This window comes from Paenibacillus montaniterrae (genome assembly GCF_018403185.1).
Taxonomy (GTDB): Bacteria; Bacillota; Bacilli; order Paenibacillales; family Paenibacillaceae; genus Pristimantibacillus; species Pristimantibacillus montaniterrae.
The window spans coordinates 759,924-777,256 of the sequence record NZ_BOSE01000001.1; the positions used below are offsets into that span (position 1 = coordinate 759,924).

At 45.6% G+C, this 17,333-nt stretch carries 14 protein-coding genes; 1 reads left to right on the top strand and 13 read right to left on the bottom strand.

Annotated features, from left to right (window positions below):
* The first annotated feature begins 3 nt into the window (after positions 1–3).
* Positions 4–663: a methylthioribulose 1-phosphate dehydratase gene (gene mtnB / locus KJS52_RS03570; RefSeq protein ID WP_213513239.1), complete on the top strand. Its 660-nt coding sequence runs from the start codon at positions 4–6 to the stop codon at positions 661–663.
* Positions 664–747: 84 nt separating this feature from the next.
* Here the strand turns inward: mtnB and KJS52_RS03575 are convergent, their stop codons facing one another.
* The 13 genes from KJS52_RS03575 to KJS52_RS03635 form a co-directional block, all read right to left on the bottom strand.
* A complete protein-coding gene (locus tag KJS52_RS03575) occupies positions 748–1,269 on the bottom strand; it encodes a nucleotidyltransferase family protein (protein WP_213513798.1) in 522 nt (173 codons plus the stop codon).
* Between the two features lie 545 nt (positions 1,270–1,814).
* Positions 1,815–4,835 carry a beta-galactosidase, LacZ type gene (gene lacZ / locus KJS52_RS03580; protein ID WP_213513241.1) on the bottom strand — a complete coding sequence of 1,007 codons (3,021 nt, stop codon included), beginning with the start codon at positions 4,833–4,835 and terminating at the stop codon, positions 1,815–1,817.
* A 131-nt stretch (positions 4,836–4,966) separates the two neighbouring features.
* Positions 4,967–5,791 (bottom strand): carbohydrate ABC transporter permease, encoded by an 825-nt coding sequence (locus tag KJS52_RS03585; RefSeq protein ID WP_213513242.1) that lies wholly within the window; start codon positions 5,789–5,791, stop codon positions 4,967–4,969.
* Positions 5,788–6,660, bottom strand: a complete 873-nt coding sequence (locus tag KJS52_RS03590; protein ID WP_213513799.1) for a carbohydrate ABC transporter permease — start codon at positions 6,658–6,660, stop codon at positions 5,788–5,790. Before KJS52_RS03590 ends, KJS52_RS03585 begins: the two co-directional genes overlap by 4 nt.
* Before the next feature lie 129 nt (positions 6,661–6,789).
* Positions 6,790–8,097: an ABC transporter substrate-binding protein gene (locus KJS52_RS03595; RefSeq protein ID WP_213513243.1), complete on the bottom strand. Its 1,308-nt coding sequence runs from the start codon at positions 8,095–8,097 to the stop codon at positions 6,790–6,792.
* Between the two features lie 184 nt (positions 8,098–8,281).
* Positions 8,282–10,078 carry a sensor histidine kinase gene (locus KJS52_RS03600; protein ID WP_246563099.1) on the bottom strand — a complete coding sequence of 599 codons (1,797 nt, stop codon included), beginning with the start codon at positions 10,076–10,078 and terminating at the stop codon, positions 8,282–8,284.
* Between the two features lie 13 nt (positions 10,079–10,091).
* A complete protein-coding gene (locus KJS52_RS03605) occupies positions 10,092–11,651 on the bottom strand; it encodes a response regulator transcription factor (RefSeq protein ID WP_213513244.1) in 1,560 nt (519 codons plus the stop codon).
* Between the two features lie 152 nt (positions 11,652–11,803).
* Positions 11,804–12,484, bottom strand: a complete 681-nt coding sequence (locus KJS52_RS03610; protein ID WP_246563102.1) for a DnaD domain-containing protein — start codon at positions 12,482–12,484, stop codon at positions 11,804–11,806.
* A 21-nt stretch (positions 12,485–12,505) separates the two neighbouring features.
* Positions 12,506–13,699 (bottom strand): acetate/propionate family kinase, encoded by a 1,194-nt coding sequence (locus KJS52_RS03615; RefSeq protein ID WP_213513245.1) that lies wholly within the window; start codon positions 13,697–13,699, stop codon positions 12,506–12,508.
* Positions 13,699–14,565: a 3-hydroxyacyl-CoA dehydrogenase family protein gene (locus KJS52_RS03620; RefSeq protein WP_213513246.1), complete on the bottom strand. Its 867-nt coding sequence runs from the start codon at positions 14,563–14,565 to the stop codon at positions 13,699–13,701. The genes KJS52_RS03615 and KJS52_RS03620 overlap by 1 nt, the downstream gene beginning before the upstream one ends.
* 115 nt (positions 14,566–14,680) lie before the next feature.
* The gene (locus tag KJS52_RS03625; protein ID WP_213513249.1) at positions 14,681–16,162 is read right to left on the bottom strand and encodes an AAA family ATPase; all 1,482 of its coding nucleotides are present in this window, start codon (positions 16,160–16,162) and stop codon (positions 14,681–14,683) included.
* A complete protein-coding gene (locus KJS52_RS03630) occupies positions 16,152–16,694 on the bottom strand; it encodes a hypothetical protein (protein ID WP_213513251.1) in 543 nt (180 codons plus the stop codon). Before KJS52_RS03630 ends, KJS52_RS03625 begins: the two co-directional genes overlap by 11 nt.
* Positions 16,695–16,795: 101 nt before the next feature.
* Positions 16,796–17,332 carry a hypothetical protein gene (locus tag KJS52_RS03635; RefSeq protein WP_213513253.1) on the bottom strand — a complete coding sequence of 179 codons (537 nt, stop codon included), beginning with the start codon at positions 17,330–17,332 and terminating at the stop codon, positions 16,796–16,798.
* Position 17,333 lies beyond the last annotated feature (1 nt).

Genomic DNA, 17,333 nt, shown 5'->3' on the forward strand with positions numbered 1-17,333 from the left:
ACGATGAGTTTTGACCAAATTTCCTTGCAGGACAAGCAAGAGGTTCTTATTAAGCTGCGCGAGATCAAGGATGCTTTTGCCGCGCGCAACTGGTTTCCGGGCACAGCAGGCAATCTGTCGATCCGTGTTGGTGATTATTCACCCGAGCAATTTTACTTTGGCATTACGGCCAGCGGCAAAGACAAATATATAAATACACCTGAGGATTTCTTATTTGTAGACCAAAATGCGCAGCCTGTGGAAGCGACTAATCAGCGCCCTTCTGCAGAAACACTCGTGCACTGTGAAATTTACCGCCTGACAGGCGCCGGGGCAATCTTTCACATTCACTCCGTATTCAGCAACGTTATCTCGGAATACTTCTGGCATCGCCGCTCTGTACCTGTAGACGGTGTAGAGCTGATCAAGGGCTTAAACATTTGGGAAGAGGAATACCAGCTGGAAATTCCGATTGTGAACAATTTCGCGCATATTCCTTCGATCATTCCTGAAATTACCGAATCGCTCAACCCGATTGTGCCAGGCATCATTTTGCGCAAGCATGGCGTATACGCTTGGGGCGCAAACGCGTTTGAAGCGAAACGACATCTGGAATCGTTTGAGTTTATTTTCGAGTACGTCTATCGCCTGGAAATGCTGAAGAAGGGGCTGCCAACTGAGTAGAACTTTTCACATATATAAAAAAGCCAGCCGTTGTTTTGTCCATTCAGAACAAAACGAACGGCCGGCTTTTTCATAAAACTATAGTTAGTTGCTCGAATAGAAAACTTCTACGCGATGCCATTTGCTTTTCCAGTTTTTCTGAACCACTCTCTGCTTGTAAACACTCATTCTTTGCGTATTTGCTGCAAAATATGGGGTTGGCTTAACCTGCAGACTCAGCAAGTCCTCAACGCCGCAAGGTGCTGCCAGAATGACCTGTTCATTTTGGTCTAATGACAATCCTAAAGCTGTAGCGGTTTCGGGAAATTTTGAGATCGCATCAACTGCTGATTCATACGGCGCGATACCATTAACAAGATGCATCCTTGCTTCATTTTTCACTGACCAAGGAACTGTCGGATCAAGCGCTTTTAGCTTTTGCTCCAGCAGCTTCTCCTCCTGCTCGTCCGCAGTAACCGGATCAAAGAAAATGACATCCACATCGGCTAATGCTGTCCGCTCGGTAAAGCCGTGCAAGGTATCCCAAACTTTGGAGCGGACAAAGCCTGCACAAACCCACCAATCAGGGAGCTGCAGCGACTTGGCATGACGCAATATTTGCAGCATCCACTCATCCTTTTCAACAAGGCGTATAATATCCTGCTCGTTCGTTAAATTAACCAAAGCCCGACCTCCCAGTAATCTGTGGTTTTTGTCCTGGTTTTAAAGAATCTGGATAACGTTAAATGATCAGCTTGAGCCGATTGGAATTCTAACGAATATTGATGATCTTAAAGACGGGAAACTGCTTTAATTACGGTGAAAACCGCCTAATAAGACGCTGTATATTCCTTAGAATAGAGATTGGCTCCATTTGTGACAAATAGCGTTACTCAGTTTCCTTAGCTGCTAACTTGCTCGTATACGCAACATAACGACTACCAACCGACTCTTAACCAGCTCCTTAGCGACTAACCGGCTCGTATCCAACACCTTAGCGACTAAAAACAACTACGGCACAGCAAGATCTGCAAAAGACCCCTCTGTGCCGCAGCGCATCTCATTCGCCAAATGTGTGACGCCTAATGATTGTAAATCCAGACTATAAGTCTGGAGCTATAAGTCCAGAGCTATAAAGTCCAGAGCCATGAGTCTATGGCTCTGAATCCAGCCTATGCTCTTTCAATCTTGAATTCGAAGCTAAGCGGCTGGTCGCTTGGGATATGATACTCAGGATGAACTGGCGCACCCCAGCTGTCGTCTCCCCCTACTCCCATCTGTTTGCCTGCAACCGTTACGACGGTGTAATGCACGTCAGGCAGCTCATATTGATGCAGCGCATTTTCCAGCTCGAACGCAGTATAAGGCGAAATGCGGCATTCGACCGGCGCTTCTGCTGGCGAAGTAATGACAATACCTTGCTGCAGCGGATTCGTAATTGCTACTCTTCTTACACCAGTGCGATTGCCAGATTCCTGTGGCACCAAGTACGGCGTTACATCTCCGGCACGAGTCTGGAACGCTTGCAGACGAGCGCCAAACGCGCGGTCAATATAGTTCTCTTCAGGCCCCATTGCATACCAGTCAAGCTGATCATAGTCAGCGGACAGCTTGAAGGAAAGCGCGAAGATTGGCAGTGTAGGCAAGTCCTTCGCTCCGGAATAGTCTGCTTTTACGGCAATTTCTCCACCCTCGGTTACCGTATAGGCGACCTTCACCACAAGCTCCTTGCTAATGCTGAATTGGTACGTAAAGCTGACAGTCGCGCTATGCTCATTTTCTTCAAGCTCAACCCCGACACATTTGCGAGACAGACTTGCTGCAAACCATTGTGCCCGTTCATAGCCCTGGTTGTAGCCCTTGTCATTATCTGTTGTTGCACGCCAGAACAGCACATGTGGCGGCTGCGCAATCATTTCCCGTCCATCGTACTGCACTGAAATCAATGTGCCTGCCTGCTTGGAGAAAATAATGCTGAAATCCTTCCCATGCATGCCGATATTAACATCGCCTACCGCTACACGGAACGTTTTAGCCGCTAGCTCAACAGATTGCTGCGCAGCAACAAAAATATGCTGGCCAAATGCGATCTCATGCCCTTTATCCGCCCAAAGTGTCGCTTCGCGCAGCACAAGCGACGCCGTGATTGCATATTCACCATATGCCGGTTCGGTCGTCCATTGAACAGACAGCTGGCGCTGCTCGCCTGCTGGAACATCGAGCTGCATGCGCTGCTGCTCAAGCAGCTTCCCTTCATGCTCCAAACTTATGACTAGCTCATACTGCTCCGTGCCAATAAACAAATTGTCGTTGCGGACGATAACAGAATCCTTCGCGACAGTCAGCTTCATATTTTGATAGAGGAATTTAACCTCCTGCATTTTAGGCGTTACAGTGCGATCGGCAAACACAATACCGTTGCCGCAGAAGCTGTTGTCGTTAGGGCGGTCGTCAAAATCTCCGCCATAAGCGAGAAACTCCTTGCCGTAGCGATCCTTCTTCACCAGCATCTGATCGATATAATCCCAAATGAAGCCGCCTTGGTACATCGGATACTTGTCCTCTAGCTCGGTATATTTATGCATACCGCCAACCGAGTTGCCCATTGCATGCATATATTCGCAGCTAATATACGGCTTGCTCGGATTATCGCTCAAATAAGCTTCAATATCGGCAGGCCGCGCATACATGCGAGATTCCATATCTGTGCAATCGGCAAAATTGCGATCATAGACGACACCTTCATAGTGAACAAGACGCGAGCTGTCTGCAGAACGGAAGTAGTTGGCAACATTGAGCAGCACTTCGCCAACATACGACTCATTGCCCAGCGACCAAATTAAAATTGCAGGATGGTTTTTATCGCGCTCGAGCATCGAGATAGCGCGATCCATGACAATATCGTTCCATTCCTTATGATGCAGCGGAATGTTCCAAGAAGGCTCGACTGCGCCCATCTTCTGCCACGAACCATGCGTTTCCAGATTCATTTCATCGATTAAATATACGCCGTATTCGTCGCATAGCTCATACCATAGCGATTGATTCGGATAATGGGATGTACGAACGGCGTTCAAATTGTTTTGCTTAATCGTTTTAATATCCCACAGCATATCCTCTTTTGTAATAGCGCGTCCGCGACGAGCATTGAATTCATGGCGATTTACGCCTTTGAAAATGATGCGTTTGCCGTTAAGATGCATAATTTTGTCAATCATTTCAAAGCGACGGAAGCCAATCCGCTCATGCAGCACCTCAACCAGCTCGCCTGCTTGATTGCGAACTAAAATGTAAAGGCTGTACAAATTCGGAGCCTCTGCGCTCCATGGCTGCACCTCTCCTGGCTCCAGCGCTACCGTTGACTGCCCGCTAATTGACTGTACGAGGCGAGCAAGCTGCTCTCCCGAATTTGATTTCAAAATAAACTCAAGCTCGGCCTGCGCATCATTCAGCAATGATACATCCACGGAAAGTACGCCTTGCGTATAGGAATCATCTAAGCTGGCATGGACGAACAAATCGCGAATATGAACCTTTGGAACGGTATATAAGTAAACATCACGGAAAATGCCTGAAAATCTCCAAAAGTCCTGATCCTCCAGCCAGCTTCCTGTGCTGCGTTGATAAACCTCTACTGCCAGCTTGTTTTCACCAGCTTGAAGATATGGCGTCAGCTCAAATTCAGATGGCGTAAAGCTGTCCTCGCTATAGCCGATAAACTGGCCATTCAACCATACGTAAAATGCCGATTCAACACCCTGAAATGATATAAATAATGGCTTGCCCTGCATATGCTGCGGCACTGTAAACGTTTTTACATAGCTGCCTACAGGGTTATCCTCCATATTAACCTGTGGCGGTCTTAGCTCATGAATGCCATCCCATGGATACATCGTATTGACGTATTGCGGCTTGCCATGGCCTTGAAGCTGAATATGTCCAGGCACTTGAATAAAATCCCAGCTTGCTACATCATATTGGGGCTCAAAAAATTGTGCGGGACGATCCGCAGGCTTGCTGCTGTAGCAAAACTTCCAAGAGCCGTTCAGGCTGTGGCGCAGCTTCATCTCTCCTCTGGCTTCAGCTTCCTCCACGGTTTCATAATATTTGTGATCTGAGTGTGCTTTAATGCGATTGACCGCGAATACCGAAGGATCTGCCAGCCAATTTAGAGATGGTTGTGTAGTCGTCATGTTTCTACCTCCAAAATGGATTTATTATAATGTTAACTACTAAATACTCTGCTTTATGCATTACTTTATACATACTATAAAAGCCAGGCATTGTCTACTGCTAAGCAGCAATGCATGGCTTTTATCGCCGATTATTTTACAGAACCTGTCATACCTGCTACGAAATGCTTCTGCATAAAGAAGAATACTAACGCAGTCGGGATCGTAGAGATTACGATTGCTGTCATAATAACGCCATAATCAGGTGAATATGCTGAGCCTAGTGTAGAAATTAAAAGTGGTACAGTTTGATTTTCTGGTGATTGCAGCACAATCAAAGGCCACAAATAGTTGTTCCAGCTGGACATAAAGGTAATAATCCCAGCTGCTGCATAAGTCGTTTTCATCGTTGGCACAAATACTCTGAAAAACAATCCCAGCTCGCTCAAGCCGTCAATACGGCCCGCTTCCAGCAAATCCTTAGGAAACATTTTCGCATTTTGCCGGAAGAAAAAGATAAGAAACGCTGTAACAACAGTCGGCAGCACAACGCCTGACAGCGTATCGATCCCAATTGCCGGAGCTGTATTGGAAATCTTGGCGAACATTTGGAACAGCGGAATCATAATCGCTGCAAATGGAATCATCATCGACAGCAGCAAAATAGAAAATACAGCATCTCTTGCCTTGCTGCGATAAATTTCAAAGCCAAAGCCAGCCAGCGACGCAATAACTAGCGAAATAATCGTAGTGGACACCGAAACCTTAGCTGAGTTCAGCAATGCCGTTGAAATATCAACCGACTCGAACAAATTTCTAATATTATCAAACAAATGCGTACCTGGAATGATTCTCCCTTTTGTCACATCAGCCGAAATATTCGTTGCGCTTGTAATCATCCATAGAAACGGGAAGATTGAAATAATCGCCGAAACCGACAAAAACAAATACATTCCCAATTTTTTAAGCTTACTCATTTATCGTCACCTGCCAATTTGAACTGCAAAAATGCAAGAATGATAATGATGACTACAATTGAGTACGACACTGTAGCTGCGTATCCAAAGTCAGATGAATATTTAAACGATAGGTTGTAGATGTATTGAGAAATCGACGTTGTCGCGTTTCCTGGTCCGCCCTTCGTAATGTTCATAACTTCATCAAATAGCTGAAGCGTACCGATTGTCGATGTAATGGACGTAAATAAAATGATCGGCTTCAACAATGGAATCGTAATGCCAAAAAATTGCCGCGTTGCCGAAGCGCCGTCAATGCGAGCCGCTTCATAAATCGAATTGTCAATGTTTTGCAGCGACGACAAGTAAAAAATCATATTGTAGCCAGTCCAGCGCCAAGTGATGGCGATAATGATCGTAATTTTCGCCCAGAACGGATCAGTAATCCAGGCGATCGGTGTTTGGATCAGATGCAAATTCATCAGAAACTTGTTCACCAAGCCATCTGTTGCGAATAGATATTTAAAAATTACGGAATAGGCAACAAGAGAAGTTACCGCTGGTAAAAAGATTGCAGTACGGAAAAAGCCTTTAAATCGTAGCTGGCTGTTGTTCAATAATACAGAAAGGAACAGCGCCAAAATAATCATAATCGGAACTTGCACAATTAAGTATATAAATGTATTCGTTAAAGCTGTTCTGAACGTTGTGTCGGTAAAGAGGCGCTTGTAATTATCCAACCCGACAAATTCGAGGTTCATCCCCGTACCTGATTTGAATGACAGCAGCAACGCCTGCAGCATCGGATAAAAATAAAAAACGACAATCATAATGACAGCCAAGCTTACAAACAGCCAACCAGTCAAATTGGATTTGCGCTGAATACTCATGCCCTTCTTCGCTGTACTCACTGTTTTTGCTCCTTTCTTCGGCTGCAAAACAGCCGGGCTCGGTCTCCAGCTTTTGGCTGAAGACCGTATGGAAGCCCTGATCTGTTACTGCTTGACAACCGACTGCAATTAACGAATTTGTGATTCGGCTTGAGTTTGTGCATTGCCTAGAACGGTTTGCAAATCAGCGCCGTTCATGTAGTTCTGAACCTCAACAACCATAATATCCTCAATTGCATACGTATGCATGCCGTAGTTTACGTTAGGAATTTGCTCAGTCCAGGAAGCAAAGTCAGAGATCGTTGTTTGGCCTCCGAAAAACTCGTCAGGCGCAGAATATGCTTCGCCCTCAGCAGCAGCCTTCAGCGTACCAATCGCACCGATTTCCGTTACAAGTGTTTGGTAGAAATCAGCGTTGGAGCCGAATGTTTCCTTCAAGAACTCAGCCGCAGCTTCTTTGCCGTCAACATTCAATACATACCAGGAGCTTCCGCCCAGATTGGAAGCATGTACAGAAGATTCAGTGTTAGCAAGAGTCGGCAATGGTACGATTGCCCATTTGCCAGATTGCTCAGCTTCAGCTTTTACAGAAGCTGTAATCCAGTTACCTGTTGGAATAGATGCAACATCGCCGCTATTGAACGCGCCAACAAATTGGCTCCAGTCAGAAATAACTTTGACAATGCCTGCATCCATCAGTTTTTTGTATGTTTCAAGCGCATCTGCTAGCGCTGCGTTATCTTTCAAATATGGAGTTTTGCCGTCTTCCTTCAAATACCAGGAACCAGCGGATTGAATCATCATACGAATTAAGCCAAGATCGTTAGGATCCTGAGTCAGCATATCGTGTCCTGTTTTTTCTTTAACAGCTTTACCGATTTCGATGTATTGATCCCAAGTGATATCTTGAAGATCATCAACGGAATAGCCAGCCTCTTGCAAATAGTCAGTACGAACATATAGGCCCGCTACGCCAGAATCGAATGGCACACCATACTGCTTGCCGTTAAAGCTTGTTGGTCCGATTTTATAATCTGCGAAATCAGACGGGTTAATGAACTCGTCTAGCGCAAAAAATGCATCAGGGTAAGCTTGCAGGAAGCTTTGCGCACGGTAATCCTCAATCAAAACAATGTTAGGCAAGCTTTTTGTAGTACCGGAGTTAAGACCTGCATTCAAGCGTTGAATAATATCATTTTGTGCATTCTCAACAAGATTTACAGTTAGATCAGCATTTTTCTCAGCATACACCTTTTTTGCGAATTCCATAGCACCGATATTGAACACTTTATCCCATGCCCATACCGTTATCTCTTGTTTTGAGCCATTTGAGCCAGAAGGAGTATTCCCCTCTCCTTGATTCGCATTATTCGTATTGCTTGAGCACGCTGTAAGCAGCATAAAGCTCGCTAGCAATACCGTTAGTAATTTTTTCATAACATTCAGCCCCTTTTTGATATTCACAGTACGATTGAAAAAAACTGAAAGCGTTTGCCGGCTAACGATTTCATTATAGCAACTCAAAATTGGTGCTCGTTAGCAATATCTTTATCCCGATTAGTCTTTTCTATACTTGATTGAAGGGGCTGAACGAAGCGTGATGCTTCTGTTATTACTTTTTTTATGTTTTGGTAATTTCTTTAGATACAGATACTGGAATTAACAATTTAATGCGCGTTCCTTCTCCCTTCGAGCTATGAATTTGCACGCCATAGCCTTCGCCATACAGCAGCTCAAGTCGATCATTTACGTTGCGGATTCCGATGCCAGAAAAGAAATGAGAAGAATTTTTGCTTGCCGGCATGCTTTCGTTCCAGTCCATATCAAAGCCTACGCCATCGTCGACAATCTCACATACGAGATTGCTGCCTTCTCGTGAAATCATTACGTAAATGTAACCGTCTGCCTGTCCACGAAATGCATGAAAGAAGGCATTCTCGATAAACGGTTGAATAATGAGCTTCGGAATGGCAAAGTCGTAGCACTGCTCATCAATAAAGTAGTTCACCTTAATTTGCTCTCCGTAGCGTACATGATTAATAAACACATAGTTTTTTAAATTGACAAGCTCCTGCTTTACGGTAATCATTTCGCTGGCATTGCCGATAGTGTTTTGCAGCAGCTCAATTAGTGCGTTAATTGTCGCAGTAGCCTTATCCTTATTGCCCTGCTGTACAAGAATTTTTACCGAGGCAAGCGTATTGTACAGAAAGTGCGGATTAATTTGCATTTGCAGCGCCGACAGCTCGGCATTGCGCTGCTCCTTTTGCGACTTTAGCAGCTCGGCAATATATTCATTTAGCTCGTCCAGCATTAAATTGTAAGCTTTGCCAACCTCTTTAATTTCATTGCTGCCGGAAACGACGATGTAATTTCCAAAATTCCGCTTCGTTACACGAGACATTTGCCGCGCCAGCAACGTTAGCGAGCGGGTAATGCGCCGTGATACAATAAACACAATGATTAGCGAAATGAACACAATCGCTGCAATAATTAACGTCAGCGTTTTCACATCTAACATTTGCGATAAAGCAACGCGCTTGTCGATCGTATTAACCAAATAAAGATCATAGGTAGGCAAGTAGGTCGACAGTATTAAATACTGCTTTCCTTGCCAATCAACGTTAATATATTTCTCTCCCTGCTGCTCGATTTGCTTCGCATAGTCCAGCAGCTCCTGTTCAGTCGTGCCCAGCTTGCTTGTCACGTTGGACGACACAACGATACCGCTACGATTCAGCAGCAGCACATCATTACCTTCACTTGTAAAGCCCGAATAATTCTTTTTGAACTCTGCTTCCTTGATTGCAAAATATAGAACGCCATAGATTTCGCCGCTTAGCTGCTCATACATCGCCTTGGAAGCAACGATGACCGCTTGCTCATTTTGCTGTCCGTCCAAAGTGCTCATATCGATATGATAATGCAGCTTGCGCGGCGATTGAATCGTTTGCTCGGTAATGAAATGCTCGTTCAACCCCTTGTAGGTTGGCGGCCAGAACGTCGTATCGGTTGCATGGCGATTGCCGTTATTGCCGATCACGACCATTGCGATCGGATAAGAAGCAAGCGTGGACTGGAGACGCTTCATCTCCTGCGTCACCTTATAGTGACTGCTGAGCGCTTCTATCGTCGTAAATTGTCCTCTCGTCAGAAAGCGTTTGATTTCACCGCTTATATTGGCGTTGCTGGCAGTCATGGAGACGGCATAATTCATCGCTTCGGCGCTTGTTTGAATTTGCGTCATAATTTTCCCATTCGTAATGCTGAACGTATCCATAAACACCTGCTCGGAGATGCGGATCATAACAAACCACGTCAGCACTGCAACGGTTATAATGCTGACCAGCGTAATCGAAAACATTTTAATAAACAGATTATGATATTTGAGCTTCTCGGCTATTCGCTTCAGTCTCATGTTTCTGGCTCCTCTACTGCATCATATAGCTTTTGCGAAATTGACTGGGCGACATTCCCTTCAGCTTCTTGAAAACCTTCGTAAAATAGCTATGGTCGGAATAGCCAACCTGAACGCTAATATCCGAGATTGCCATATCAGTCGTTTGCAGCAGCTCTGCCGCCTTGTCGACGCGCACCCGATTCAAATACTCGCTAAAGCCCTCGCCATGATGCGAGGAAAACAATGTCGATAGGTACGACGGATTAAAGTGAAAATGGTTGGCGACATCACTTAAGCTGATCGGCTCCATATAATGCTGCTGAATATAGCTGATGATCATCGCCAGATTAGGATTGGCTGCAGCGAAGCGGCTAGAGCTGACGGCCTCTCTCATTTGCTCCATAAAAGCTTGTACCTGCAGGATTGCCTCCGTCACATGGGTAGACTCATTAATGCTGCGGAAATAGCTGTATTTGCTCGCCTCCAATTGCTTCGTATTGATTTCAAGCTTGCCCAGCATAATGATCATATTAAATATAATATTGCCAAGCAGAGATTTGAAGGCAAACACATCAAGCGTATAATAGCTTGCCGCAGCAGCCATATAGTGATGCAATATTTCGATTGCTTCCTCCAGTCTGCGCTGCTGCAGCTGCTCCATAAACAAGCTCATATTAAACTCTGGCTCTTGCTCAATCAGCTTCGGCAGCTCATGCCGAATAATCAGTGTTTTGTCACGCGGCAAAAAGTAGCGATAGGCAGCGAGCTTTACAAACTGCTCATAATACTGCTCATACAGCTGGGCAATTGAGCGAAAGCTGTCGCCCAGCACCCAGGCGACATGCTGCTCCTGCAGCCGCACAGAATTGGACAGTGCGCGAATCGCCGGCATCATGCTCTCCCACTGCGCTTCACTGCTGTTGAGCAGTACAACGACTGCACTTTCTTCTGTAGGCAGCAAATGATGCTGCAGCTGATGCATAAATGGCGCGAACATTTCATTCAATCTTTGCAGCAGCTGCTCCTTAATGGCAGCGTGGGTGCGACCGTATTTTAAGTCTGCTCCGAACAAGCGGAAGCTTGGGTAGGCGAAAAGCTGTTGTATATCCGTCTGTGAATCTGCTGCGTCGTAGCCTGACATTAAGCGATCCAGCAGCGTGCTGACATTAGGCTGGCCAGAGCGTTCGCCCTCTGCAAGCCTCAAGGAAGGAATCCGCTGCGCAGTCCGCTTCAGAATCGTCAGCAGCTGCTCAGCTTCTAGCTTCGGCTTTAATATATAATCTGCAACACCCTTTTGAAACGTATCGCGTACATAATGGAATTCGCTAAAGCTGCTTAGCACGATCACTTCTATATCAGGATAGCGTTCCTTAATTAGGCTGGTCAGCTCTACGCCATCAATTTGCGGCATAACAATATCGGTAATAACGATGTGAGGCTGCAGCTGCTCAATCAGCTTTAATGCTTCCTGTCCATTCGAGGCTTCTCCGACAATGAGAAAGCCTTCCTGCTCCCACTGCAGCAAATGCTTGATGCCCTGGCGTACCAGCACCTCATCATCAACAATAACTACGTGACAAGTTGCTTCCATGTTAATCCTCCTGTAATGTGTATCGCTTTCAAAGCAAACTAGTTGTTCCATTGTACATCATTTGCTCGCAATTTGTTAAGCAGCCTTTTTTGCCAACAAAAAAACCTTCGAGTGCGTTGTACAAGGCTAAGCCAGCCTTGCCAACATGGCGCTCAAAGGTTTTTATTATAATATTGATTGCGGTAAGCCTTCAGCTCCTCCGCATTCGTGACACGATGGCGTGACCAGTCAATTAAAATGCGATCAATATAGCGGAAGCTCAGCTTGCCAGCAAATACCGCTTCCTTCAACGCAAGTGTGATCAGCTCCTCAGAGTATTGATCCTGATCAAACCAGGCGCTAATCGTCTCATATTCCATTGGCGAAAGCGGTCTGCCAAATTCCTGTTCAAACATATGGAACAGCTTGGCTACATCGTCCTGCTGCTGAATGACCTGCAGCTTGCGCCGATCAGCCTGCTTATTGGCTCTTAGCTGCTGGGCATGCCATGTGCTTGCCTTCAGCACCCAGCCTGACCAGTTATAGCGCTCCACGATCAGGTCATTGACCGTTTCATGATCAATGCTCAGGAAACCTTCATTGATTAAACGCTGCAGCCATCCTGTTACCTCTTCGACCTCAGCTCCCATTGCAGAGGCAAGCTGCTCAGGAGTCGGGAAAGGATGCTGCTCAACCATGGAGGCTTGCATAATTTGCAGCATAAGCATCGCTTCAGCATGGGACATGCCTAAAGCACGATAGCTTTTTAGCAGCAAGGAGTGAACATAGATTCCGCCTTCGCTCAGCACCACATTCATACCGTGCGCGTAGGCCTTCCATACATGGTCGGTCAAGCCCTTCCCCCTCCTTTATTTCTACTTAACGAGATTATACGTATCGCGCGCTATTAAGAGCTCCTCATTGGTAGGAACAACCATCACGGTTACTTTAGAGTTGGCAGAGGAAATAACGCGCGGCTCCTTGCTGCGAATTTTATTAAGCTCCTCGTCGATTTCGATGCCAAGGAAAGTCAGCCCTTCGCATACTGACTGGCGCAGCACGACCGAGTTTTCACCAACGCCTGCAGTAAATACGACCACATCGAGGCCGTTCATAGCAGCAGCGTACGAGCCGATATATTTTTTCACACGATAAACGTACATATCGAAAGCAAGCTTGGCGTCTTCATTGTCCGCCATCGCATCGGTAATTTCGCGCATATCAGAGCTTAACCCGGAAACGGCAAGCAAACCGCTATGCTTGTTCAGCATCGAGTTGACTTCGTTGAGTGTAAGCTCCTCCTTGTTCATGACAAACGGCACAATCGCCGGGTCCAGGTCGCCTGAACGCGTCCCCATCATTAAGCCTTCCAGCGGTGTCATACCCATGCTCGTATCAAATGATTCGCCATTCAATATCGCAGTCAAGCTGCCGCCGTTTCCGATATGGCATGTAATCATTTTTAGTGCAGCAAGGTCCTTGCCAAGCGTTTTCGCTGCTACATCGCTAACATAAGCGTGCGAAGTACCGTGGAAGCCGTAGCGGCGAACCTTATGCTTTTTGTATAGCGTTTTTGGTATTGCATACAGGTATGAGCTTTTAGGCATCGTTTGGTGAAAGGCTGTATCGAAAACAACGGCCTGCGGAACATTTGGAAGGTTCGCTTCAACCGCCAAAATCCCCATCATATGTGCAGGGTTATGAAGCGGTGCAAGCTCGAATAGACGTTTAATTTCACTTTTTACTTCATCGGTTACGATAACTGAATTTTTAAATGTTTCGCCGCCATGCACGATGCGGTGACCGACAGCGTCAATTTCGCTCATCGATTTTACAACACCGTATTCCTCATGCGTCAGCATCTCAATAACGCGCTTAACGCCTGCAACATGGTCCAAAATTTCTTTTACTTCTACGACTTCTTCTTTGTCTGCCGGCTCATGCGTCACGATCGAGGAATCCATGCCGATTCGTTCAACGCGACCGCTGGCTAGCACACTTTCATGAATCATATCAAAAAGCTGGTATTTAATTGACGAACTGCCTGCATTAATTACGAGTACTTTCATTAAATTCGATCTCCATCCGTGTCATATTTGAAGAAGCCCATGCCTGTTTTTACACCGAGCTGTCCAGCGCGCACCATTTTCTTAAGCACGAAGGACGGACGATATTTCAACTCGCCGTATTCACGAAACATATTTTCAAGAGCCGCTTGTACAGAGTCCAATCCAAAATGATCGGCCATTTGGAATGGGCCGTATTTGAATGAATAACCGTTGCGCATCGCTTGGTCGATATCCTCTGCCGTAGCAACCCCTTCTTCAAGCACATGCAGCGCCTCATTAATAAACAGACAGATCAGACGTGTTGTTACAAATCCAGGCGATTCGAACACCATTACTGCTTTCTTTTGAATGACATCGGCAAATTCCTTCATCGCCTCAACGGTTTGCTCAGAGGTTTTCAAGCCGCGTACTACTTCAACTACATTTACGGTGGCGACAGGATGAACAAAGTGCATGCCAATAACACGTTCAGGCGAACGTGTTACGCTTGCGATCTCCGTTAAGCTCAGCGAGGAGGTGTTGCTTGCCAAAATCGTGGAAGGCGAGGTGATTTGATCCAATTGCTTGAAAACTTCCTTCTTATCCTCAAGCTCCTCATTTATTGATTCAATAATAAGCTCGCAGCCTGACAGCTTTTCCATATCTGTAACAGGATTAATGCGAGAAATAATCAATTTTTTTTCTGATGAAGTAATCGCCCATTTTTCTATTTGTTTGTCCAGGCTGACTTCAATCATGTGCATTGCATGCTCAAGACGATCTTGGGATTTCTCCAGAATATAAACATCCAGGCTGTTTTTAGCCAGCATTTCAGCCAAGCCTTGCCCCATCGTCCCTACTCCAACAACTCCAACTTTCTTAATCATAGGTATTAGTTTCTCCCTTATTTGTATTCACTCTTATTATACCTGTTTTTAAGATATTTTGTAGATGAGGTAAGCGCTATTATGCGAATTGTTACAAATTTATCGCATTTTAAAGCTAGTTGTTTAAAATATTGCGAAAATTGTCACCACTTAAAAATTCCTCTTCTAGCAATACAGGCAAAGCTTGTTCAAAAATGTCAATGCGCTCGCTCAAATGCTGCTTCGTTTGGGCCAGGCAATCATTCAAAACCTCGTTGCTGATTATGCTCCAACGATCTGCAGTCATCATGCTCGAGTTAATAATTCCTTGGCTTGTTAAGCCAGACTCCACCATCGTCTTGACAATGCTAAGCGCTTGATCGAAGTCGCCGCGTGAGCCAGTGCTTCGTTCTCCATAAAAGATTTCCTCAGCTACAGCCCCGCCAAGCGTTACCATTATTTTGTGCTCAAGCTCTGTTTTCGTATACAAGTATTTATCAGCCAGTGGTGTATGCCGCACAAAACCTAGCGCCCCGCCGCGAGGTGACAGCACCACCTGTGCTACGGAGCCGGGTGTCGTAACCTCTGCCATTATGGCATGGCCAAGCTCATGGCGCGCAATACGGATTTTATCCTCTTTGCTCGCTTCACGGTTGTTTTTCTCTCCTAGCAATACTTTGTCGATCGCAGCTTGAATATGCTGCTGCTGAATAACTTCAAATTGCTCGCGCATCGCATAGATGGCAGCCTCGTTCATTACAGCCTCAAGCTGTGCTCCGGAAAATTGATACGTATCCTTGGCCAACTCGTCAAAGTTAATGTCGTCTGCGAGCCTCTTGTTAGCGGCGTGCAGCTGCAAAATATGCTTTCTTGAGCGCTTGTCCGGCAATGCCACTTCAATATGGCGGTCAAAACGTCCAGGTCTTAGCAGCGCATCGTCAAGCATATCCTTGCGGTTCGTTGCTGCTATAAGCAAAATATGAACGTCGGCGTCATGGTAAATTCCGTCCAGCTCCGTCAGCAGCTGGTTCAGCGTTTGATCGTATTCCCGCTGCTGCCCGCCATCGCGCTTGCCGCCAATGACATCGATTTCGTCAATAAAAATGATCGCGCTTTTTTTGTTTTTTGCCTTTGCTTCATTGCGTGCCTTCTGGAACAGCTCGCGTATGCGATTCGCGCCTGTACCGACGTACATTTCGACGAATTCACTACCAGAGGCTCCAATAAATACACTATCCGTGTAATTGGCTGCAGCCTTTGCAAGCAGTGTCTTCCCCGTTCCCGGCGGTCCAGTCAGCAAAATCCCTTTCATAATGCGAATACCGCGTTCGGCAATTTGCTCGCGGTTGACGAGAAAATCAAGCGCCTCCTGCAGCTCCTGCTTGACATGATCCTGTCCGCCAACCTCATCAAAGGTAATGCGTTGTATTCGATTGCTCTTTTTATTTTTCAAGCTTGCCAATCCGGCAACCGCTTTTGAGCTGCGATTAATAAAAAAGATAACAGCAAACAGCAGCAGTGCCAGAGCAGCAGCACCAATATGAACCGTATAGCCTAATACAAAAACAATCATGGCGGCGATTGAGCCCAATGCGATTTCCTTTATACTATTGCGCATCCTGCCACACCTCCATTTTGCCGCCATCAAGCGGCAGCAGCTTATCAAAGCGCTGACCGTCCTTCAACAGCGTAATATATACATATTTCTCGTCCATACTTGCATCTGCCTGCACATCAGGATGCTCCTTCTCAATCGTTTGCATCAGCTCCGGAAGCTCGGAATATTGCTGATTAGCCATAATTTCAGCTATAGCAAACAGCTGTCCTTGCCAAACGTCCTGCAGCTCGCTGGATTTGTTAAGCAGCTGTACATCATAGTTTTCCTCTGTTAAATCGTACTCCTGTACCGCTTGCTTCAGCTCCTCCATCGCTTCTTGCAGCTTGCAATCTTTAACGACTTCCATTGTTAAATGATATGAGCCATCCTGCTTCTCAACAGGCAGCAAAATATTGGAATAGACAAGCTTGTCCAGCTTTTCTTGCATCGGCTTTTCCTGTGCAACATATTGATACGTAAAGCTCCCGCCTACAAGCAACACAAGAACGACAACAAATGCAATTATGAACGGTTTGAGCTTCATTTCTCTCATGTTAACACCTCTATCTGTTTAGATTGATATATCCATCATATATCAAATAGTATATCATTTTTGCTATCATTATGAATTATATAAAAAAAGGAAACGAGCCATTAAGGTCTCGCTTCCTTAGGTATTGTATATTCATCGATAAAGCTGCCGCTTGCCAAACTGTAAAAGGCTATTTTAGAGTGGGTAGTTTCGCTGTCCTTATATTTAACTTCCCATACAAGCTGTCCGAATGCATATCCGACCTGAAGCCTTATGCTTTCAGCATTCGCTTTAGAGGACTGCACAATGGCCTGCATATCTTCCTGTGACACGGCATCGGCGTAGGCAAGCTTGGCAATTTGCTGATCGCCTGACCAGACCGAATACGTTTTAGTCGCTGTATCTGTTGTGTCAGCCAATAAAATCCAGTATGGATTTTCCCATACATACTTGTTAAGTGACTCCAACGTTTCCAAATTATAAGCTTCACTTTGCTCAATGATTTGCTCGGCTTCGCTTTTTTCCTGCCAAAGCTCACGATGAATGGATCGATAAAATAAGGTTATGCCGACGATTAACAAGATGATCAGCACAATAATTAATGTAATCCACCGTCTTCGATTCATTAATGGCGGACGTTTTTTTTCAATCGCTCTCATG